The organism is Microcoleus sp. S13_C5, assembly GCF_036700845.1.
Taxonomy (GTDB): Bacteria; Cyanobacteriota; Cyanobacteriia; order Cyanobacteriales; family Microcoleaceae; genus Microcoleus.
Genome location: NZ_JAUBPR010000001.1, coordinates 58,220 through 81,276, shown reverse-complemented (window position 1 = coordinate 81,276; position 23,057 = coordinate 58,220). Strand labels below are relative to the sequence as shown.

Sequence of the window (23,057 nt, the reverse complement as noted above, 5' to 3'; positions counted from 1 at the left end):
TTTTCTCGCTTATTCTGGTTCAAAATCGGATTTTGCCGCCCCGCAAGTGGGACAAACCCAATCGTCGGGGATATTTTCAAAGGGTGTACCGGGATCTATGCCTCCGTCGGGGTCGCCTACTTCTGGATCGTAGACGTAATTGCAAACTGTACAAACGTATTTTTGCATTTGCTTAACTCAATTTTATATTGTAAGCCTATAGATTGTACTTGAGAACGCAACCTAGTGCAATACCAATTTCAAATCGTAATGCGACTTTCGGCAATTCCCAAATTATTAAAAATTAAGTTTTTAATAATTCTCAATTCTAAAACTTAATTAAGTCTTGCACAATTCTAAAATCTAAAATCTAAAATCTAAAATCGTCAAAGCCTCCAGAACCGCCGTTCTAGAGGCTTGATTGTATTTTTTATTAGTTTAGTGCGATTGCCAGACTAGACTTTCGCTAAAGGCTTGGTCCAAACGCCGTTTTCATCTTCTTCATACTGCTGGTGAATGGCGTCCCAAGCGGTGTGTTCGGCTTGTATCGAGTCGTTGCTTTCATCAAATGCGGCGTTGTATGATTCCATAAAGGTTTTTTGAGCAGCTTCCGACAGGTGCGATCGCACTTCTGGAGACAAGTCTGCCGGACTATTGCAGCGACCTTTGACGGCGCGCGGCAGCGTCATTTCGCTAACTGAAACTTCTTCGCCACCTGCACTTTCTAGCAAGAGTTGAAATTCGCCCGATTTATCTGCGGGAACTTCTGCCATCACGAGAAATTCGCCTGCTTCAACGCGGGTTTGATAGATAGTTGCTTTGTCTTCGGGCATTCCCAAAGCGACTAAAGCGGAAACTAGACCAGCACCGGCCGAACCTGCGATCGCGCCACTAGCTGCACCCAACAGTACAGCACCCAGCGGACCCGCCGAGACTACTGCACCGACAAAGGGAATAAACAGCACGCCGACGCCTGTTAGCAAACCCAAAAAAGAACCGAATAAGGAACCAAAAATCGCCCCACTTCGCAGACCCCCTAAAATCACATCTTTTTTAGTAAGAAAGCCGGCAATTCTAGTTTTAGACTGAAAGTTTTTTCCCATGACTGAGATGTGGTCGCGGGAAACTCCGCGATCGAGCAACCGCCGAATTACACCGTCTAATTGTTCTTCTTCCTTAAATACGGCTGAAACTGTTCGTTCGGCTAAATATTCCTCGGTCATTTTACCTCCTTGATGGTTGGTCGATTAGTTATGCTGGTTTTCAGTATAGGAGGACGCTGGAGGGCGATCGCATCGACCTTGAGATAGAGGTCGATTATCGGATATAGTTTGAGGCTCTATCAAAAGAGTTAATAATTTTTGTATTGGAGATAGCTCATCTTTTACTAACAGTTATTCAGCTCTACTATAAGCTACAAACTATTCCTATCCTCTTCTATTGTAACGGCTTAAGTTTGGTCGTATATGCAGATTCCAAGCGCTCCCACTCAGCGTTTCTGGCTCCTATATCCGCGTCAAATTTATCTTTGTTTGCATAAGAGTACGCTGGGAAACCATAAATTTGTGCTAAAGTCAAGTGCGGTTTTTCATCACTGATTTGTTCTGGAGTCAGCCCAGCATTAAAATCAATAGCAATATTTTCTAGGGTAATTCAGGTTTTGGCGAGGCGGGGGCGGCCGCCGCTTCCGGCGTGGTGACAATTAGCGTTCCAATCTCAACGGTAGTTGTCATATTTACCTAGATTGAGTTAACTTTACTCTATTGTAACGCAGCTTCATTTCTACCCGATCGCATTTATCAAGGTTAATCAATGCCATTAGCACCCCTGTTTCCTGTCGTTCATCCCATTCTCAAATCGGCTTTTCCCGGATGTCTGTGGACGGGAGATATCAACAGCCGAGAAATTGCCCTCACATTTGATGACGGGCCGCACCGTCAGCACACACCTCAACTGTTAAAAATTTTAGATAAATACGACATCAAAGCTAGTTTTTTCTGGCTGGGATTTTGCGTGGACAGGCATCCAGAAACGGCTAAAGAAGTGTACGATCGCGGACACTGGATCGGTCTCCACGGCTACCAGCATATATCGTTTCCCAAACTCAAAACCCACGAACTCAAACAAAGTTTAGAAGACACCCAAAAAGCAATTGCCAAAGCTTGCGATTTAGACCCAAAATTAATCCTAGACGTGCGGCCACCCAACGGCATTTTTACGCCGCGAACATTAGAGTTATTGCAACAGTGGGAATATCGCCCTGTAATGTGGAGTGTTGTCCCGGAAGATTGGGTGCGGCCGGGGGTGAGGAAAGTTATTAGTCGCATCGTGCAGCAAACAGAAAACGGATCAATTATTGTACTGCACGACGGCTATTGCGGCGGCGAAGATGTTGCAGCTTCGGCCGATAAAATAATTCCATTGCTATTGTATAAAGGTTACAAATTCGTGACAGTAGATCGCCTGTGGCAACAAATTTCTGCCTAATTGTGTCAGTGCGATCGCTACTCCGAACAAAGAAACCGGGTTTTTTAACCGAGATTAAGGGGTTTCAGCAAGTATTGTGATTAAAAACTCCGGTTTCTTGCCAAAAGTTCAATTTAGCAAAGAGGACGCGAAGATGGCACTAAAAGCAGACAATTTTTATAACCCGCCGCGCTTGGTAGGAGACGACACATCGGAAAATCTTACGCTTTCCGTGGGACAGCTTGCTAATTTTCCTGGTGGAGCCTGGTTGTTGGGCCCAGAGGATACTGTAACGGGTTCCTCAGATGCAGAATTGATTCTGGGGAATGCCGGTGACGATCGCATTTTTGGCAATGACGGCAACGATTCACTTTACGGCGGTAAAGGCGACGATTTGCTGTTAGGAGAAAAGGGTGATGACTTACTCAAAGGCGAAGTAGATAACGATACTCTTATCGGTTTAGCCGACAACGACATTTTGCGGGGAGGCAAAGGTAACGATGCACTGTTTGGGGGCCTTGGCAACGATACTCTCAACGGCGATATTGGTGTAGATACTCTCACCGGAGACGAAGGTAATGACGTATTTGTACTCACAAATAAACTCGGCGGTTCTACTGTTGCTCTAGCAGATACCATTACTGATTTTGACAAAGGCAAGGATAAAATTGCCTTAGCAGATGGGCTTCTGTTTGAAAATATCATAATTTTGCCGGACTCTCAAAATCCAAACGATACTGTAATTCAGCAAGATACAGGGGAGTTTTTGGCAGTTTTACAAAATGTTAGCAGTAGCAGTTTAGAGCGATCGGACTTTATTGTTCCCGGCACGTTAGCCTTTAGCACCAATGATTTCATAACCAATGAGAGCAGTGTTTCCAAAACTGTCATCGTGACTCGCACGGACGGCAGCGACGCTGCTGTCAGCGCCACAGTAACGCTGGATTATCCCAATCCATTTGTGGAGGCCAGCTTGCGGCCATCAAACTTAAATGCTGCCTTTTTTCCAGTCAAGTTAGGTACGGTCAATTTTGCCGCTGGAGACACTACACCTAAAACTATTAATATTCCTTTAGTCGATGATGCAATTCGTCATTATCCTCGATCGGCTTTGCTGACGTTGACCGAACCCACAGGCATCACGAATATTAGCACGCAGAATACAGCTACATTAAAAGTTCTAGACGATAGCAACCCACCCTCTCCGATTCAAACCTTCGATTTCGTCAATGCGATCGCAGCCGACGGCAATCGACTGCTCCTCGGGAGCATAAGCATTGACAACAAAGCTCCAGGATCTGCTCGCTTGTTTGACACCAATACGGGGAAGTACCTCCAGAATTTTGGGCCGCCTACACAATCTGTTTTCTTTGGTAACAACGTCGCTATAGCTGATAACAAAGCCCTGATTTCATCAGGCAACAACAAATCATACCTGTTTGATACTAATACAGGTGCACTACTGCAAAGCTTCAGCACTGGGGATGCCCAACCTTTTAGCTCCGGAACTGCTAGAAAAGTCGCCTTTGTGGGTAACAACGTCCTGATTTCTCCTACTCCAGACTTACCTTTGAGTTATCAAACAGTGGCTCCTGCATACGTGTTTGACTCCAATACAGGCGCGCTACTGCAAAGCTTTTTCAGTCCCATCCCTAGAAATCTTTTTCCGGTTGAATATGCAACTGCTGTCGGAAACAAAGTTGCGATCGCAGCCTCATCAAAACAACCGTTGGAAACATCCATTAATTCAGCAGTTTATCTGTTCGATAGCATAACAGGTCAACTCCTCCAAACTTTTCCAAGCCCAGATCCTGCCGACAATAGTGCTACTTTCGGCAAGGCGATCGCAGCAGTTGGTAACGATATTCTCATAGGAGCGCCATTTGCCGATCGCGGTAGGGGTGCAGCGTACCTGTTTGACGGCAATACAGGCTCATTGATCCGAAAGTTTTCCAACCCAAACCAACCCGATTCCAACTTATACACAAACGATGGTTTCGGAGGTAGCTTGGCAGTTACAGGCAATGAGATTCTGATTGGAGCCAGCTCCTACGAGTCTCAAGGCGCTGTATATCGCTTTAACAGTACAACAGGAAACCTGATCGAGACTTATTTAAGTACAGACTTTGGTTCCGTTTTGGGTAAAGTTCCATCAGTTAGTTCCTTTGGGGATAACATCGCGATCCCAGGTGACAAAGTTGCTATCAGCTATTCTATTCCACGCTTCCGTGTATCAGGCGCTACTGCTGCTTTGTTTTAGCAGAGATAGTCAGAAACGAGGGTTTTTTAAAATAGGACTTACGCATTCCCACCAAATAAACCGGGTTTTTCACCTAATTTGAGGGCTACAGCCAAAGATTTTCGTAAAAAAAGCCGGTTTCTTTAATATGAGTGCATAAGTCCTGTAGGTTTTGGTATATTTGCGAATTATGAGGAGGCTGTTATATGGTTCGATCGCGCAAATCTCAAGCTGTCATTGCTTTAGTCGTTGCCTTGGGTATCATCATTACCAATGTACTGTTTCCGGGCATGAATGTAGCGCCGGCATTTGCTCAAGCCAAATTTAAGGATGTTAACGACCATTGGGCGCAAGCTTGCATAGAGGAGTTAGCACAGAAAAAAATCATCAGTGGCTACTACGAAGACGGCACTTTTCGCCCGAATCGCCCCGTCAGCCGCGCTGAGTTTGCGGCGATGGTTCGCATGGCTTTTCCCGATGCCAAAACCGTCCGAACTCCGATCGACTTTGCAGATATTCCCACGAATTACTGGGGTTTTAAAGCAATTCGAGAAGCTTATCAGACGGGTTTTATGTCTGGATACAGTGGCAGTATCTTTAACCCAACTTTGAATATTACCCGCTGGCAGGCTTTGGTAGCTTTAAGCAGCGGCTTGAAATATACACCTACGGGGCCGGCGGCTGAGATTTTGGATGCGACTTTTGAAGATGCGCCGGACATTCCCGAACTGGCAAGAAATGCGATCGCCGCCGCCACAGAAAAACAACTTGTGGTCAATTATCCCGCCGTCAAACAGCTAGAACCTACTCGGAATGCTACTCGCGCCGAAGTCGCAACTTTTTTCTGTCAGGCGATCGCCAAACCCGGCCAAACTGCCTTAGTTCCTGCCGAATATATCGCCCAAGTTCCAGCGAATATCGGCCCGCCGAGAACAACAGAAATCTCGGAAGCGGGGAAAGTTCGGGCGGAAGTTTCTTTCGTAAAAGAAGCAGAAAATGCTAAAAATCTCCGCATCAGAATTATCCGCGACGGTAAAACTTTATTAGAAGAACCAGTGCTGATTCCGACTCGCTCTCTAGTAGATAATCCCGACAAAAGAGCCAGCGAAGAAATATCTGAAGGACGTTTTTTATCGTTACGAATCCGTGATTTGGACGGCGACAAGGAACCGGAAGTGCTGGCAGATTTAGTGTCAATCAAAAGCGGCGTCCGCTGCTGCAATTATTCGTTTATTTACCGCTACGAGTCGGCAGCTAACAAATACACTTATATCAAGCATTTCTGGGGCAATGTGAGTTACGAAATAGTCGATTTTGGCAAAAATGATATCCCAGAGTTTAAGAGTCAGGACGGAAGATTTTCCGAGGCTTTTACCAATTATGCTGATTCTCGCTTTCCGCTGCAAATTTGGCAGTACCGCCAAGGTAAAATGCAAGATGTTAGCAAACAGTATCCGGTGGAAGTATACACGAATTCTGCTGAGCTTTGGCTAGAATCTAACAAGCGTTTGAGTGAAAATGGGGAGGTAAAAGGGGTTTTGGCGGCCTTCATGGCGAACAAGTATGTCATGGACCAGGAGGCGGAAGGTTGGCAGTTGTTGGACAGGGTTTATCAAGGGCGCGATCGCACTGAATTCTTTGGGAAGTTGCGGGAGTTTTTGGTGAGTACGGGTTATGCTAGTAAGTAGACTTCGAGGTTTTTAACGGCAGATGAACCCGGATAAACGCTGATAATATCTGTAGGGGCGGGTTTGAATAATAATATCTAATTCCTACTAACAATATTACTAAACCCGCCCCCCTACAACAGATAACCCACGTCAATTATTCATCAAATTTCTCGTCACATATTAATTTGTTTAAATAAACTAAATTTCCTCACAAGGTGTGAAGAAATGCAAAGGGCTGTCGCTTTTTAGACCCTAAGCTAAAATAAAGATAAAATCTCAGATATTTAATCACTGAAAATGGTATATCCACCTGCACCTTGGAATCTGCAAGGTTATGCTGTTCAGACTTTACAATTGGTAGATGTGGCACGAGTGCGCCCCTTGGTTCCCTCTGAGTTAGAAATAGTCTCTTTATTGCCCGGAAAAACCCTAGGTGGCATTTATATATCCTCCTACGGGTTGGGTTCGGTGATGGAGTACAATGAGTTAATTGTAGTTAGCGCGATCGCCAATTATGCAGGAAAATGGGGCGCTTGGATTTCCCATATTTACGTAGACAACCCTAACTCGGTAGCCGGTGGGCGCGAAATTTGGGGACTTCCTAAAGAATTAGCTCAATTTAGTTGGGAAGGCAGCGATTCGGTAAAGGCAGCACCGCTAGGCTACCGCGTCACAGTTCGCCAAGAAAACCGTCAACTGTGCAGCCTCAATTACAGCCAGCAAAGCTTAGCCTTACCGCTGCCTTTTAGCGGAAATGTTTTCAGCGCTGACCGCAGCAATTTGCTGTTGTTTAAAGGAGGATTAGAGTCTCGCATCGGTTTGATTAAAGGCGAATTAGAAGTGGCAGAAGAAAGTCCTTTTGCGACTTTAAACTTAGGTCAGCCCTTGCTAACAGTTGCCTGCGAAAATCTGCGTTTAACAGTCGCTGCGCCGGAAGTTGTGGGAAACAGAGCCGTTGAATTCAGTTATTAGCTGTAAAGTGCGCCTCTTCGTCGTAAACCTAAAAAAATACAACAGCCAGAAACCCGGTTTCTTGAAGAAGCCGGGTTTCTGGTGCGACGTATTAGTTTGAGCTACTTACTAATCTTTTTGAGGACTTACGCATCAAACGGCTAAAAGCCGGGTTTCTTCCTAAATGCGTCGTTGCCACACCCAATATTCTCCGAGAAACCGGGTTTTTTTTCGTAAGTCCTATTTTTAAATGCCAGCCCCCGGAGCGGCTTCAGCACCCATTACTAAAACTGTACCGCGAAGGAAATCAATTTGCTGCTGAAAGTCCATCGCCTGAACCTTTCCTAATAAAGCTTTTCCTGCTTCTGGAAGTTCATAGTCGGGAGGCATAGGAATAATAGTTCCTTCGTCCATTCCTACTGCTAAGAAATACCAAAAAGCCAGCTTGGTTTCAGGGCTCATCGAGCCGTACATCCGGCTGATTTCAGTATTGGCTTTTGAGGCAATGTCGCGCATTACTTGTAGTTGTTCTTCGTGGGGCAGCGCTTTGACTTGATCGAACAAACCCTGAGCGATGTCGGAACCGGAAGCACCGGGAGCCGCTGGTGTTATTGACTTGCCCATTTCAGTGTAAACAAACCACAGCAAACCTAATTGGTCGTCTACACTCAAGCTCTGAATATCTGCTTTTCCTTGGTCGTAAGCACCGGTAGTAGTAAATGTCATTCAAGCCTCCAAAATAATATGTATTGCTCAGTTTTCTTATTTGTGAGAAAACTTTTGTTTGCTACTTAAGTTAAAGTACCTAATAAATAGTGATGCTAGAATCTTGCTTAAGGCAGATATGATCCCGGACATAAGTTTGGGGAGTAAATTAACCAAAATTGGGAAAATTTGCAACCAAAGGATGAGGCAAATTTGACAAAATTGCTGTTAGCGGAGCTCATGATTAGCATTGTTTAGCCTATCGACGATCGCCTATAATCGCAACATACCTGTATTGAGGTGGCTGTTATGTCGATCGCAACTGCAAAACGCTTCACCATAGCGGAATATCACCGCCTGACAGAACTGGGGTTCTTTAGTGAGGACGATCGAGTTGAGTTAATCAAGGGAGAACTTGTAAACATGGCTGCTAAAGGTACGGCTCATTCTGTTTGCGAGACACGCTTGGAACGCGAGTTATTTAAGCTGCTGGGAGAAAGGGCGACACTGCGAGGGCAACAACCGATTATTCTGCCGGATGACAGCGAACCAGAACCCGATCGCGCGATCGTGCAAAATCGCCCTGATGACTATTTATCCTGTCACCCCACAACAGCGGATATATTGTTACTGATTGAGATTGCGGATTCTTCTTTGAATTACGACAAACAAGTCAAGTTGCCCCTTTATGCTGAAGCGGGTATCTCTGATTATTGGATATTTAATTTATTAGAAATTTGTTTGGAATGTTACAGCGAACCTTATCAGAATTCGCAAGGCAAATTTGGTTATCGCGTCAAGAGAATTTTTCTGCCTAATGAGACGGTTGGCATCCCTAATTTTGGGGATTTGTCCCTCGACTTATCTAAAGTATTTCCTCCTAATTTTATCGGGGAATAGAATGCGCTACATCAACAAAAGCCGCCGCAGTTTACGTGGCAGGACGTAGGGTCGGGCGGACTAAAAAAACGGCGTTGCACAATTGGAGGATAATTATTATGGGGTGTCCCGCCTACTTTGACAATACACCGGACGGGCGTCCCGCCCATCCCACAAAACAATTAAAATTATTCTGCAATTATGCCACACCAAACAAATGGGGTGTTAGTCAAAGAAAATAGGCTGGCAAACAGCCAGCCTAGAATCAGGAGAACTTTATTTCAAACTCGTTGAAAATCTAGCTAAACAAACCCGAAATCCCGCCGACTGCTATTGCTCCAGCCAAAGCGGAAACAACCACAGAAGTCAGAGCCGTACCGAACAGCCACCAAGCTGCGGCTGCTGCCGCTTCGCGCGCATCTTCTGCTTGCTGCTTGGTCTTCTTTTTGAGCTGTTTAATGCGTTTTTTGGCTTCATGTTGCAGGCGTTCCGATCGCAATAAAACGCTGTCCCTGGCTCCTTCCATTTGGTCAACAATTCGGTGAGCGTCAGTCTCGGAAATATCGGAACGAGAACTCAGCAGGGCAACTAAAGTACCGCGATCGAACTCACCTAAACGCTCTTTAATCGCGTCAAATCCGGCCTGCGGGTCATCAAACACTTTACGCAAGTCCCGCTTGATGCCTTCGTAGTTGAGCTCTGGTCGATCGAGCGAATTGAGGTAATCCCGGATTTTCCCGAAAATACCATCCATTGCTGACTGAAACTTGTCCTGAACCATTTGAACTTGTTCGACAATTTGGTTGCGGACAGATTCAATTTGGTCGGCAATTTTGTTGGCTTCCTCTTCCGAGATGTCTTCCCGCTGCGAGAGCAATGCTACCAGAGTCGATCGATCGAAGTGCTTCAGGCGATCGCCCAAACTTTGCATCCCCATTCCCGGCTCGCTAAACAGCAACTGCAAATCGCGTTTGATGCTTTCAGGATTGAGTTCTTCCTTGTCCGTATTCCGCAAGTAATTTTCCAAACTGCCTTGGAAATCCCGGACTGTTTTTTGAGCGCGAGATGCCAAGCGGCGGGGCGATTTCACGATGCTGCGAATCGAATCTTGCACGCGATCGATCGTCCGATTGATCTGTTCTTCGCTCAAATCTTCCCGCTGCGACAGCAACTTGACTAAAGTTTCGCGATCGACCTGAGAAAGTCTGTCCCGAAGTGCCAAAGCACCCTCTTTCGGATTTTCAAACAATTTAGTCAAATCCCGATTGATGGCTTCTGGATCGAGTTCTTCCAGGTTAGTATTCCGCAGGTAATCGCCAATTTTTGCAGTAACTTCCTCGTACTGTTGCTTAGCTCTATCTGCAACTATTTGCGGCGCGTGGATAATGTTGTCGCGCACAGATTCGATCCGGTCGATCGTCTGATTGATCTGTTCTTCGCTGAGGTCTTGCCGCTGTGACAGCAACTGCACCAGCGTATCGCGGTCGAATTGAGATAAGCGTTCTCTCAGCGCTTTAAATCCGGCTTCCGGGTCGTTTAACAGCGTTTGAAACTCGCGCTCGATCGCTTCAGGATTGAGTTCTTCCTTATTAGTATTGCGGAGATAGTCTTCTACCTTTTGCCGCAATTCTTGCGCTTTCGACTTCGCTTGCTCTTGCAATTCTTGAGCTCTAGAAATCACGCGATCGCGCGAACTTTCGAGCCGCCCGATTAACTGATCGGCTTCCTCTGGACTGAAATCTTCCCGCTGACCGAGCAACTGCACCAAAGTATCGCGGTTAAACTGAGACAGGCGATCGCGCAAAGCCTCAAAACCAGCATCCCGATCTTCCAAAAGCGCTTGGAAATCCCGCTCGATACCTTCAGGATTCAATTCCTCCTTGCCGGTCGATCGCAAATAATTCTCAATCCGACTCCGCAAATCTTGAGACTGTTCTTCACCAGCAGCAGCTTGCACAATTTCCAACACTTCTTGTCGGACACCTTCAAGCTGTTCGGCAATTTCCGTCACCTGTTCCGGAGCAAACCCCTCGCGGCGGCTGAGAATCCCTACAAAATAATCGGGATTAAACAGCTCTAACTGGCGCAAAACTGCCCCCGGAGAAGCTTCCGGGTCGTAAATCACATCCCTAAATTCCTGCTTGATTGTCTCCCGGTTGAGATGCCAAGGTTGGGCATTCATCAAGTAGTTTTCCACATCAGCCTTAGCTGTATTGAAAGGCAGCGCAGGCACTTTGTCGCCCACCTTAGAAGCCAAAGATTTAGCTTGTTCCGTCCCTTTGGCTGTCAGTTGCTGCAACTGACCAGAGATTTTTTCAACATCCAAATCAGACAAATCCGTCCGCGACAAAACAGTGCCCACAAGAGCTTCCACACCCAACTGCATCGCTCGCTTCATGCCGCCTGAGCCGGATTCCGATTTGTTTTCCCTACTTTCCAGAATTTGAGACAGCTTGGCGTTGAGTTCGTCAGACTTCAGCAAATCGGGAGCCGCAAACTTGAGAAAATCAACCAACTCTAAATTCGGGTCTTTCTGCTCTTGCTGCTTGCCGAAAGTTTGCTTCCAAACGCCTTCGAGTTGGTCGGCAACTTGAGTTATTTCCTCTTGAGAAAAGTCTGTGCGACTCTTAATCAAATCCACAAAAGTCTGGCGGTTAACATTCTTCAGAACGTCGCTTCCCGCAAGAGATTTGATATCTGCATCGCCCAGCAACTTTTCAAATTGACCGCGAATTTCCTTAACATCTAGTTTGGGTAACTGCAAAGAACCCACATAATCTTGCAGTGTTTCGCGAATGCTATCCGGGTCTACTGCCGAACTCAATTCGCGGCGGACAGCGGCCACAGATGCCTCTACAGTATTGACCATTTGGTCGCTAGCCATCTTGCCGCCGATCGCAGCACCAGCAGTACCCATGACGCCTTGAATGCCAGAAAAAGCAGTTTTTATCAAGGAACCGATCATAGAACCGACGGCGCTAGAACCGAGCCACACCAGGGTTAAAAAGTACGCAGCCCAGATAACCACACCAATAATTGCCGCTCCGTCTACGCTGGCAATTGAAGTTAGTTTGACTGCCAGAAAACAAGCCAAAAATAAAGCCAGGTTAACGGTGACTAAAATCCAACCCCCGACTAAACCTTCGATTTTCCGAACTTTTTTGCCTAAACTTTCGGACTCATCATCATCGTCATCGTCGGGTAAAGCCTCGTCCCAATTTGATATTTTGGCAGCGATAGAGAAATTTGTTAACAGGAATTGGAAGCCGAAAGCCATAATGACTCCGGCTATTAAGGCTACGAAAAACTGCGGGCTTAAAAACATCAGCCCTCCGAGATCGGGGTGGTCAAATGGCACATCTATTTCTACTGGCATTTCTACTGGCATTTGGCCCCTATTGAGTTGGGCAGTGTACAGCGACATTAATAACTCGCTTTCAAACATAATTGACCTCCTAAGTTTTTATGCCTAACTCGGCATAGCGAAAAGAGTCCCCCAATTTTTTATAGGGGATTTTGTAATCTTTAGATGATGGTTTGTTTTGGTTCGGCTTTATCTTACGGAACGCCTTATTAGTGAAATTGGGATGAGTAGTAAATCAGTTCTATAGTGATCTCATCCTTACTGCTTATTATGGCTCTGGAAGCTAAAAAATAAATCCGTCTAAAGTCAGAAATTACTTTTTAAGGGATTGGTAGCAGCAGAGATCGCATAAAACTGGCAAGTTTGAGGCGGGGGCAATCCCCACCAATTATCAATAGTAGTAAAGTGCGATGTGATGTACTCTAGATATCGTAGAGTGCGCTACCTAGTTGAGGATTCCGTTTGATTTTTAGGCTCAAAGCGATCTAGTAATTCCGAGGGAGGGATCTGCATAAGCAGTCGGTTGCGATCCTCCAGGGTTTCTAAATCTAATTGCAGGCAATTCAACAAACATGATATCGGGTGCGCCGCAGCGTACCCTATGATTTTTTGCCGCAGCATTTACCTTCACAGTTCCGAATGCTGCGAATACAGCCGTACTCCTCGAAACGTTGACTGTGTTTGCGAACAGTAGGATAGGCCAGTAAATTGAAAGGAATTCCGGTTAGTTTGTAAAGCAATCGACCAGCAGCATGAACAATATCCCAAATTTCACTTAAACTAGGTTCTCGAACAAATTCTCCTATTTCATCTTTTAAGGCAACCCATTGAGATTGCACAGTAGGAGAGTGACAATTATCAAAGACTGCCATACCTTTTTCATAGTTTTGCCAAATTTTATTCATATATTTAATCAAATCGGGCTTAGTTCTGATAATATCAGAAGTTGATCTAAAATTACAATCATCCGGTATTTTAAGGAAATCAGCCATGCGACTCTCTCAAATGCTTTTTGTTACCCTGCGCGAAGACCCGGCAGAAGCAGAAATTCCCAGCCACAAACTATTACTCCGTGCCGGATACATCCGGCGCATCGGTAGCGGAATTTACGCTTATCTACCTTTAATGTGGCGAGTTCTCAAAAAAGTATCTCAAATTGTGCGCGAAGAAATGGACGCTACCGGCGCTCAAGAATGCCTCCTCCCGCAATTGCAACCGGCCGATTTGTGGCGGGAATCCGGCCGCTGGGACACATACACTCAAGCTGAAGGTATTATGTTTGCCATGACAGATAGGCAGCAGCGAGAATTGGGACTGGGCCCAACGCACGAAGAAGTAATTACTACAATTGCTAAAGATATGATTCGTTCCTATCGGCAATTGCCTTTACATTTTTATCAAATTCAAACTAAGTTTCGCGATGAAATTCGCCCGCGTTTTGGGTTGATGCGCGGTCGCGAATTCATTATGAAAGATGGCTATTCTTTCCATACAAACGAAGAAAGTCTGAAAAAAACTTATCAGGATATGGCTCAAGCTTATAGCAATATGCTGCGCCGATCGGGCTTGCAATTCCGAGCAGTAGATGCCGATTCGGGAGCAATTGGCGGCTCTGGTTCTCAAGAGTTTATGGTGCTGGCGGAAGCGGGCGAGGATGAAGTTCTTTATACTGAAGACGGTCAGTATGCCGCTAATGTGGAAAAGGCTGTATCGATGCCTGCTGATGCCGAACCGTCGCCCTTTGCAACTTGTGAAAAGCGGGAAACGCCGGGAACTGAAACAATTGATAAACTTTGCAAGTTTTTGAAATGTTCTCCGACGCAAGTTGTGAAAAATGTGCTTTACCAGGCTGTTTACGATAATGGCATCACAGTCTTGGTATTGGTAAGCATTCGCGGCGACCAAGATGTAAATCAGGTAAAGTTGCTGAATGAGTTGACGAAGTTAGCGGGCAATTATCAAGCTAAAACTGTTTTATTTTTGACTGTTCCCGATGCGGAAGCTCAGCGGAAATGGGCGGCTAAATCTTTACCTCTCGGTTATATGGCTCCCGATCTTGCTGATGATTATATCGCTGGGAGCAAGGAGGTAAACTCTAAGTTTTTGCGTTTAGTCGATCGCACCGCAGTTGACCTGACAAACTTTGTCACTGGTTCAAACGAATCAGGATACCACGTTGTCGGGGCTAATTGGAACAAAGAATTTCCGCTACCAGCAATGGTTGTGGGTGTCAGAACAGCCAAAAAGGGCGATCGGGCAGTGCACAACCCCGAACAAACCTTGCAAAGCGCCAGAGGCATCGAAGTCGGCCACATCTTCCAATTAGGCACAAAATACTCCCAAGCAATGGGCGCCACCTACACCAGCGAACAAGGCGAAGAAATGCCCTTTGTGATGGGCTGCTACGGCGTCGGCGTGTCGCGGCTAGCTCAATCGGCTGTAGAACAATCCTACGACAAAGACGGGATAATTTGGCCAGTGGCGATCGCCCCGTATCACGCCATAATTAGCATCCCCAATATTTCCGACGCCCAACAAGTAGAAGTCGCCGAAAAACTCTATGCAGAACTCAACCAATCTGGCATTGAAACCCTACTAGATGACCGCGACGAACGAGCCGGAGTTAAATTCAAAGATGCTGATTTAATCGGCATTCCCTATCGCATTGTTCCGGGTCGTTCGCTGAAAGCCGGCAAAGTTGAAGTTGTGGAAAGAGCAACTCACAAATCACAGGAAATTCTCATTGATGAAGTAAATTCTACTTTAAAACAGTGGATTGAAGCCGCCATCAACTAAGCCTTTATAATTGGTAAGGTGCGCGCACCGCGCACCTACATTTAGGCTCGCAATGTGCGCGGTGTACACCTACATTAGCTCCCCTCTTTCTCTTCCCTCTTCTCTCTTCCTGACATCCGTTACATCCGTTACATCCCGTACACTGCTCGTTGCCTAACTTCCCTCTTCCTTGAGATGTGAAATTCCCTAAAACTTAAAACTCGGTATGAATCTGAACCTAAATCAGTTTCTTCGATTCCCTCAATCCCGAATTGGGCGGTACTTAGTTCAAGTAACTGTCGTTGCTGTCGCTTACGCCGTGGGCGGGAGGCTAGCAATTTCAATCCAAGGTGTTAGTCCCTTTGCTGCCTCGGTGTGGCCACCCGCAGGAATTGCACAAGCCGGGCTTTTATTGTTTGGAAGTAAAGTCTGGCCTGCCATAGTTTTGGGCACATTTTTCCTCAATTTGGTTAACCCAAGTGAACAGATATTTGCACTTTGGCTGGGAGGAAACGCCGGGGCAATTCTGCAAGCGGTTTTTGCAGTAACTGCCCTGAGCTGGTTCCGGTTTCGTCCGTCTCTGGCTCGCTTGAAAGATGTAGTTAATTTAATATTGTTTGGGGGTCTAATTTCTACTCAAATCAGTTGCACTATTGGCGCGTTTTCTATATATTTAGCCGGAAGAGTAGATTGGGCAGAATATTGGTCGCTTCGGTGGAATTGGTGCTTGGGAGACACAATGGGAGTTTTAATTTTTACTCCCTTAATCCTAATATTTATGCGCCCTAAAGTAACCGTCCAGCGTTTAAAAATACCAACAGAGATCCCAAACCAAAAAAAATATTTAATGGCGCGGGGAGTATGGTTAATATTATTAATTGGGGTGAGCTGGCTGGTCTTTGAGTCGAAACATGAAGCTTATATTGCTCGTTATCCCCTGGAATATTTGCCATTTCCTTTGATAATTTGGGCGGCGCTCGAATTAGGTCAGCGAGCCGCTGTCCTGGCATCGTTTGTTGTCTCAATCATCGCAATTTTCGGCAGTTCTCATGGAGGGGGGCCTTTCATAGCCAAAGCCGAAAATATCAATCAGGCTATCTTATTTTTACAAGCTTTTTTGGCTGTAGTTACAATTACCTCGCTGTTATTAGCCGCGACAGTAGCTGAACGGACATCAGCGGAGTATTCTTTACGAGAGAGCGAAATTAAATATCGAGAATTGGTGGAAAATGCTAACAGCATTATTCTGAAATTGGACGGAGACGGCCATATTACTTTTTTTAACGAATTTGCAGAAAATTTCTTTGGTTACAAGGAGGAACAAATTCTGGGAAAAAATGCCTTGGGAACCATTATTCCACCGACGGATATTGAAGGAAATAACTTAGAGTTGGTTTATAGTCAAATTTTACAAAATCCCGATCGCTTTACCAGCTATGAAAATGAAAATATCCGGCGCAGTGGCGATCGCGTTTGGGTATCTTGGGCAAATAAACCGCTGGTTGATTCAGCGGGCAAACTTTTGGGCATCCTTTGCATCGGAACAGATATCACCGATCGCCGAAAAGCTGAAATAGCGCTGCAAAAGCTGAATGAAAAGCTGGAAATCAGAGTTGAAGAGCGGACAAATGCCCTGAAACAAAGCGAACTTCAGCTACAGAAACAGAAATCGGCATTAATTGATTTAGCCAAAAATAAAGCGCTGAATCAAGGCGACTTAACAAAAGCGCTTCAAGAAATAACTCAAACTGCTAGCCGTACTCTGGAAGTTGCCCGATCGAGCGTCTGGCTGTACGATCGCACTAAATCCAAGATCGAGTGTCTAGATTTGTTCGATCGCACTCTCAACCAGCACTCACACGGCTTGGAATTAGCAGCAGCAGACTATCCTGCCTATTTTCAAGCACTGCGAGAAGAACGCGCAATTGCTGCCTTTGACGCACAAAAAGATTTTAGAACTAGAGAATTTGCGGAATCTTACCTAATTCCGTTGGGCATCACTTCTATGCTAGATACGCCGATTCAAATAGGCGGAGAAACAGCAGGAGTTCTCTGTTTAGAACACGTAGGAAGGCTCCGCTATTGGACGATTGAAGAACAAAGTTTTGCTGTTTCTCTAGCAGACTCTGTAACTTTCGCAATGGAAGCGCGAGAACGTCAGCGGGCTGAAGAAGCACTGCGGCAAGCTGAAGAAAAATACCGCAGCATCTTTGAAAATGCAATAGTCGGCATTTTTCAAACTACCCCAGATGGGCAATATCTCAGCGCCAATCCTGCTTTGCTTCGCATTTACGGTTACAGTTCGCGCGAGGAATTGGTCGGCACATTAACTGATATTAGCCAACAACTTTATGTTGACCCCCATCGCCGCGCCGAAGTTGTCCGCTTAATAGAAGAACAAGGCAAAGTATCGGATTTTGAATCTCAAGTTTACCGCCGAGATGGCAGCATAATTTGGATTTCAGAAAATACTTATACCGTGCGCGATTCCTACGGAAATTTGCTTTATTACGAAGGTACTGTTCAAGATATCACAACTCGTAAACAAGCTGAGGCAGCTTTGCGCTTAGAACAAGAAAAATCTGACCGTCTCCTACTCAACGTTTTACCGCAACCGATCGCCGACAGATTAAAACAAGACCAAAGCATCATTGCCGATACTTTTGCCGAAGTAACCGTATTGTTTGCAGATATAGTCGGTTTTACCCAAATTAGTTCCCAAATTTCTCCGCAGGAATTAGTTTCCTTGCTAAACGACATTTTTTCCACATTCGATCGCCTAGCAGAAAAGCACGGATTGGAAAAAATTAAGACGATTGGCGACGCTTACATGGTAGTAGGAGGGCTGCCGATGCCCCGCAGCGATCATGCAGAGGCGATCGCCCAAATGGCGATCGATATGCAGCAGGCAATTACTGACTTCAGCAATATCCAGAATCAAGATTTTAGCATCAGAATCGGCATAAACAGCGGCCCAGTTGTCGCCGGAGTAATCGGTATTAAAAAATTTATTTACGATTTATGGGGAGACACCGTTAATACCGCTTCCCGCATGGAATCTCACGGCAAGCCGGGGTGTATTCAAGTCACATCTGCAATTTATGATATATTGCAGGACAAGTATGTATTTGAAAGTCGCGGCGCGATCGAAGTTAAAGGCAAAGGCGAGATGAACACTTATTTTCTTACAGGCATCAAGTTATAGCATCAGGAAGAATGAAGAAGGAAGAAGCAATATAAGAAGTCATGTTTCCGAATTAATAATTTCCTAACTTTCGGGCGCGGTTGCTATAGTTAGTTAAAAATATAACACTCAGTATGAACCCTAAAAAAAATCCGTTTCTGCGATTTGCTCAATCTAGAAATTGGCAATACTTAGCACGAGTAGCTGCCCTGGCTTTTGCTTACGCTTTAGCAGCAAAAATAGCAGTTTCAATCCCAGGGGTAAATAAATTAGCTACCTGCGTCTGGCCACCCGCAGGAATTGCACAAGCTGCAATGTTATTATTGGGTCGGCGCATTTGGCCTGGAATAGCTTTAGGCGTATTTTTTTACGAGACTATTAACCTTAAGGTATCTTTAACACTTGCAACGATTAGTGCCTTTTGCGCTTGTTTGCAAGCTTTGTGCGTATTTACTTTGTTGCAGAAACTCAAGTTTCGCCCCTCACTAGATCGGCTGATCGATGTAGTCAATTTAATTTTCTGCGGGGCTGTAGTTGCCACTCAAATCAACTGCACTCTCGGCACACTTCGCCTCTGTGTAACTGGTTTAGTGGACTGGAGCGAATATTGGAACGTTAGATGGAATTGGTATCTCGGAGATACATTAGGAGTTTTAATTTTTACTCCCCTGCTGTTGATTATATACAACCATAAACCAGCGCCCAACCCTGCAAAAAATACAGCTTATAAAACAATTGTAAATCGCATAAGTGTCGGAATATGCCTGCTCTTATTAGTAACAGTCAGTTGGCTAGTCTACAACTCAAAAAGTGAAGGTCATCTCTCGGGTTATCCCCTTGAATACTTGCCATTTCCCTTAGTAATTTGGGCAACCATTCAATTCGGTCAAGTAGGGGCGGTTTTAGCATCTTTAATTGTATCCAGTATCGCCATTTGGGGCGGTTCTCAGGGAGGTGGTCCTTTTATTGCCAAAGCGGAAAATATCAATCAGGCAATCTTATTTTTGCAGGCTTTTATGAGCGTAATTGTAGTTACATCGCTGCTGTTGGCGGCGACAGTAGCCGAACGCGCCTCAGCAGAAGATTCGCTGCGGCAAAGCGAAATTAAGTATCGGGAATTAGTGGAAAATGCTAACAGCATTATTTTAAAACTAGATACGGAAGGAATTATTACTTTCTTTAACGAATTTGCCCAGAATTTTTTTGGTTACGATGAAAAAGAGATAATTGGCAAAAACGCAGTGGGAACAATTATTCCCCAGACAGATACGACAGGAAATGACCTGGCCGTAAAATTGAGAGATATTTTGCAAAACCCAGAAAAATACACGCGAAATGAAAATGAAAGTATACGGCGTAGTGGCGATCGGGTTTGGGTATCATGGGCAAATAAACCCCTGTTTGACACGGTAGGAAAGTTCGTGGGAATGCTGGCAATCGGTACGGATATCACAGACCGCAGGCGGGCTGAAATGGCGCTTTACAAGCTGAATGAAGAGCTAGAATTTAGAGTGAAAGAACGAACTAATGCTCTGAATGATACTTTAAGTGCACTGCGAGTTCAACAGGAACAATCAGAACGCTTGTTGTTGAATATTTTGCCTGAACAAATAGCAAATCGGTTGAAGCGGGGAGACAGTACGATCGCAGATACTTTTGCTGACGTTACTGTCTTATTTGCAGACATAGTAGGGTTTACTCAATTGAGTTCGCGAGTTTCTCCAACGCAATTAGTAGGCTTGCTGAATGACATCTTTTCGACATTTGACAACCTAGCAGAAAGGCACGGTTTGGAAAAAATTAAGACGATTGGCGACGCTTACATGGTAGTTGGAGGGCTGCCAATTCCTCGCCCGGATCACGCAGAAGCGATCGCAGAAATGGCGATCGATATGCAGCAGGCAATTACTGACTTTAGCAATACCCACAGCCAAGCTTTCAGCATCAGAATCGGCATCAACAGCGGCCCAGTTGTCGCCGGAGTCATCGGTATTAAAAAATTTATTTACGATTTGTGGGGAGACACCGTTAACACTGCTTCCCGCATGGAATCTCACGGCAAGCCAGGGAGTATTCAGGTAACAGAAACAACTTATCAGCAATTGCGAGAAAAGTATTTCTTTGAAAACCGCGGGGCGATCGAAGTTAAAGGCAAAGGCCAGATGACTACTTATTTACTGCAATGCCGAAAATTGCTCTAGTAAAGGTTTTTCTCTAAAAGTAAGGGCGATCACACTCTTAAGTGTGCGATCGCCCTCATTTTAATTTAGCCAAGTTTTTTAAAGCTTGTACAGGTTAATTCCAGCTTCCTTCGCCATGATTTCCAAACCCTTGTTTTGCAAGGTTTTAATTGCCTTTGTAGAAAGGTGCAATCTTACCCAGCGCTTCTCCTGCGGCCACCAAACCCGCTTCCACTGCAAATTGGCGTCTTGCAATTTGTGAGTGCGGTGGTGCGAGTGAGAAACTGCAAAACCGTTATTCGCCTTCTTCCCCGTTAGCTGACATTTCCGTGACATATTGCGCTCCAGATTACCGTTTTTTGCGTGCAGCCTTTTATTATATAGCAACAGCGCAGAACCCCCCTAGCCCCCCTTGTTAAAGGGGGGGCAAAAAACACCCGATCGCCCGCTCAGCAATAGAAATAAACTCTTGCTCCCCCCCTTAGCAAGGGGGGGTTGGGGGGGGTAATTACATTGCACGTTCAGTCAATTTTGTCAACACTTGATTCGATCGCTCGACAAAATCCTTCATCCCTTCAGCATCGAAACCCTTCTGGGCCATCAAAGCCAAGTCATAAACGTGGTGACAAATCATACTCGCCAACTGACTTGACGGAGACTCCCCGCCGCCTTGAATAATCGCACCTTGACTCAAACTCGCCAGATTTTGAATCAGCGGGTGAGAGGTATTCACCAGCAAAACGTGTTCTTCGGGGAATTCGGCGGCTTGCTGCTGCAAAAGCGCCGTCATGTCGCGCATCCGGCGCAAAGCTTCCGGCAAAAGTACGATCGCAGGTGGCGTCGCCTCCGCAGAGTCAGACTTCAAAGCTTCTGTGCGAATGTTCACTTTCGGCTTATTGAGAGCTTTTTGGAACATTTCTTTAACTTGTTCGCTGCGAGTCTTATTCGTCGCCGGATCGACAATTTCCGCTTCTTTCTCTTTGTCAATTAGCGTTTCGTCGATGTCGGAATCAACCCGGGAGAATTTAACATCTGAGTATTCTCTTTCCAAGAAGCTGATAAAGTGCGTGTCGATGAAAGAATCCATAAACAGCACTTCTAAACCTTGGCTTTTATGCATTGCCACGTAAGTTGCTTGAGAGGCGGGATCGGTACAATAAAACACGCGATTTTCGTGGCGTTTTTGATTGCGTTCCAAATACTCTTTCAGCGTCGTGTAAGGTTGCGTCGAAGTAGAAGTTTCAGACTTCGGAGTTACATCTTGCCACAAATCTCCTTCCTCAGTTTGCACCTGAACTTCTGGCGTTACAGTTTCTGGCTTCTCGGCTGTTGGTTCGTAGGTGCTGCGGTAGATTAAGATATCTTCGACTTGCTTTTTGAACTTGTCATCGTTGAGAGTTCCAAACTTGACAAAAGTGCCGATATCTTGCCAGCAGCGGATGTATTCGTCACGGTCGTCGCGGTAGAGTTCTTTCAGGCGATCGCCCACTTTTTTCGCAATATAATCAGCAATTCTCCGCACAGTGCGATTGCTTTGCAAAGAACTGCGAGAAACGTTCAGCGGAATGTCGGTACTGTCAATAACGCCCCGCAGCGGCATCAAGAATTTCGGGATAATTTCTTCGCAGTGGTCGCTGACAAAAACCTGGTTGCAGAATAGCTTAATATTGCCTTGGGTAACATCGACATCCGGGCGCAGTTTGGGAAAGTAAAGAATTCCGTTGACAATGAAAGGATAATCTGTATTCAGGTGTACCCACAGCAGCGGCTCGTCTTGGAACGGGTAAAGGTAGCGGTAGAGTTCCAAGTAATCTTCTTTTTGCAAATTGCTGGCGGAGTCCCGCCAAATTGCTTTGTGCTTGTTGAGTTCCTCTCCCTCAAATTTGATTGGAACTGGCATGAAATCGCAGTAAGTTTTGATTAACTGCTTAATGCGACTGGGTTCTACATATTCTTGTTCTTCGTCTTGGAGGGTAAGAGTAATAGTAGTGCCGCGTTCCGTGCGGGAAGATTCTGATAGTTCAAAAGCGGGAGAACCGTCGCAAGACCAGTGTACCGCTTGGGAGCCTTCTTGGTAAGAAAGAGTATCAATATCTACTTTCTGAGCGACCATGAAAGAAGAGTAGAAACCGAGGCCGAAGTGACCAATAATTGCGTCTTCGCCGCTGCCTTGGTATTTTTCAATAAATTCTTCAGCGCTGGAGAAAGCGACTTGGTTGATGTATTTTTTTACCTCGTCGGCGGTCATGCCGATCCCGTTATCGGAAATTGAGAGGGTTTTGTTTTCTTTGTCTATGGCTATGTTGATTTGCGCTTCGCCAATGTCGCCGCTGTATTCGCCGGAACGGGAAACCATTTTGAGTTTAGCAATGGCATCGACGGCGTTAGAAATTAGTTCCCGCAAGAAGACTTCGTGGTCAGTGTATAGCGACTTCTTGATAATCGGGAAAATATTTTCGGTATGGATTGAGATTGTTCCCTGTTCTAAAACTGTCATAATTTTTCTCTGTGATGACTGCTAATTGCTGAGAAATAGCTATTTAATGATTTTCGGCGATCGTGTTCTCTTCTGCAAAAGGGATTACCACAAAAAGATGATTCGGTTTTCCCCACATCTTGGATAATTCTCAATCAGCCTTTCACCGGCAGGCTAGAAAATGCCAAC

Annotated in this window: 15 protein-coding genes; 8 read left to right on the top strand and 7 right to left on the bottom strand. The window is 45.4% G+C overall.

Features of this window, described 5'->3' with window-relative positions:
• Nucleotides 1-9: 9 nt before the first annotated feature.
• Together rd and QUA04_RS00335 are read right to left on the bottom strand one after the other, a co-directional pair.
• Nucleotides 10-168 (bottom strand): rubredoxin, encoded by a 159-nt coding sequence (rd, locus tag QUA04_RS00340; RefSeq protein ID WP_333252694.1) that lies wholly within the window; start codon nucleotides 166-168, stop codon nucleotides 10-12.
• A 266-nt stretch (nucleotides 169-434) separates the two neighbouring features.
• A complete protein-coding gene (locus QUA04_RS00335; protein WP_333252692.1) occupies nucleotides 435-1,202 on the bottom strand; it encodes a ChaB family protein in 768 nt (255 codons plus the stop codon).
• Between the two features lie 589 nt (nucleotides 1,203-1,791).
• Between QUA04_RS00335 and QUA04_RS00330 the strand changes: the two genes are divergently transcribed.
• The 4 genes from QUA04_RS00330 to QUA04_RS00315 all read left to right on the top strand — a co-directional run bounded on the left by QUA04_RS00330 (nucleotide 1,792) and on the right by QUA04_RS00315 (nucleotide 7,326).
• Nucleotides 1,792-2,466: a polysaccharide deacetylase family protein gene (locus tag QUA04_RS00330; protein WP_333252690.1), complete on the top strand. Its 675-nt coding sequence runs from the start codon at nucleotides 1,792-1,794 to the stop codon at nucleotides 2,464-2,466.
• Between the two features lie 133 nt (nucleotides 2,467-2,599).
• Entirely contained in the window at nucleotides 2,600-4,705 is a 2,106-nt protein-coding gene (locus QUA04_RS00325; RefSeq protein ID WP_333252688.1) for a M10 family metallopeptidase C-terminal domain-containing protein, read from the top strand.
• A 185-nt stretch (nucleotides 4,706-4,890) separates the two neighbouring features.
• Nucleotides 4,891-6,372 carry an S-layer homology domain-containing protein gene (locus QUA04_RS00320; RefSeq protein WP_333252686.1) on the top strand — a complete coding sequence of 494 codons (1,482 nt, stop codon included), beginning with the start codon at nucleotides 4,891-4,893 and terminating at the stop codon, nucleotides 6,370-6,372.
• Between the two features lie 279 nt (nucleotides 6,373-6,651).
• A complete protein-coding gene (locus QUA04_RS00315) occupies nucleotides 6,652-7,326 on the top strand; it encodes an acetoacetate decarboxylase family protein (protein WP_333252684.1) in 675 nt (224 codons plus the stop codon).
• Nucleotides 7,327-7,551: 225 nt separating this feature from the next.
• Here the strand turns inward: QUA04_RS00315 and QUA04_RS00310 are convergent, their stop codons facing one another.
• Nucleotides 7,552-8,031: an orange carotenoid protein N-terminal domain-containing protein gene (locus QUA04_RS00310; protein ID WP_333252682.1), complete on the bottom strand. Its 480-nt coding sequence runs from the start codon at nucleotides 8,029-8,031 to the stop codon at nucleotides 7,552-7,554.
• A gap of 288 nt (nucleotides 8,032-8,319) precedes the next feature.
• Between QUA04_RS00310 and QUA04_RS00305 the strand changes: the two genes are divergently transcribed.
• Entirely contained in the window at nucleotides 8,320-8,910 is a 591-nt protein-coding gene (locus QUA04_RS00305; RefSeq protein ID WP_333252681.1) for a Uma2 family endonuclease, read from the top strand.
• A gap of 277 nt (nucleotides 8,911-9,187) precedes the next feature.
• Here the strand turns inward: QUA04_RS00305 and QUA04_RS00300 are convergent, their stop codons facing one another.
• Together QUA04_RS00300 and QUA04_RS00295 are read right to left on the bottom strand one after the other, a co-directional pair.
• Nucleotides 9,188-12,334 (bottom strand): MFS transporter, encoded by a 3,147-nt coding sequence (locus QUA04_RS00300; protein WP_333252679.1) that lies wholly within the window; start codon nucleotides 12,332-12,334, stop codon nucleotides 9,188-9,190.
• Between the two features lie 518 nt (nucleotides 12,335-12,852).
• Nucleotides 12,853-13,245 carry a hypothetical protein gene (locus QUA04_RS00295; protein ID WP_333252677.1) on the bottom strand — a complete coding sequence of 131 codons (393 nt, stop codon included), beginning with the start codon at nucleotides 13,243-13,245 and terminating at the stop codon, nucleotides 12,853-12,855.
• Between QUA04_RS00295 and proS the strand changes: the two genes are divergently transcribed.
• From proS to QUA04_RS00280, 3 genes are all read left to right on the top strand, one after another.
• Nucleotides 13,244-15,049, top strand: a complete 1,806-nt coding sequence (proS, locus tag QUA04_RS00290; protein WP_333252675.1) for a proline--tRNA ligase — start codon at nucleotides 13,244-13,246, stop codon at nucleotides 15,047-15,049. The genes QUA04_RS00295 and proS overlap by 2 nt on opposite strands.
• Nucleotides 15,050-15,254: 205 nt before the next feature.
• Nucleotides 15,255-18,233, top strand: a complete 2,979-nt coding sequence (locus QUA04_RS00285; RefSeq protein WP_333252673.1) for an adenylate/guanylate cyclase domain-containing protein — start codon at nucleotides 15,255-15,257, stop codon at nucleotides 18,231-18,233.
• A gap of 113 nt (nucleotides 18,234-18,346) precedes the next feature.
• Nucleotides 18,347-20,413 carry an adenylate/guanylate cyclase domain-containing protein gene (locus QUA04_RS00280; protein WP_333252670.1) on the top strand — a complete coding sequence of 689 codons (2,067 nt, stop codon included), beginning with the start codon at nucleotides 18,347-18,349 and terminating at the stop codon, nucleotides 20,411-20,413.
• Nucleotides 20,414-20,491: 78 nt separating this feature from the next.
• Here QUA04_RS00280 and rpmB read toward each other — a convergent pair whose 3' ends face one another.
• Together rpmB and htpG are read right to left on the bottom strand one after the other, a co-directional pair.
• Complete coding sequence (rpmB, locus tag QUA04_RS00275) at nucleotides 20,492-20,728, bottom strand: 50S ribosomal protein L28 (protein WP_015177569.1); 237 nt, start codon at nucleotides 20,726-20,728, stop codon at nucleotides 20,492-20,494.
• A gap of 172 nt (nucleotides 20,729-20,900) precedes the next feature.
• Nucleotides 20,901-22,889, bottom strand: a complete 1,989-nt coding sequence (gene htpG / locus QUA04_RS00270; RefSeq protein WP_333252667.1) for a molecular chaperone HtpG — start codon at nucleotides 22,887-22,889, stop codon at nucleotides 20,901-20,903.
• Between the last annotated feature and the right edge of the window lie 168 nt (nucleotides 22,890-23,057).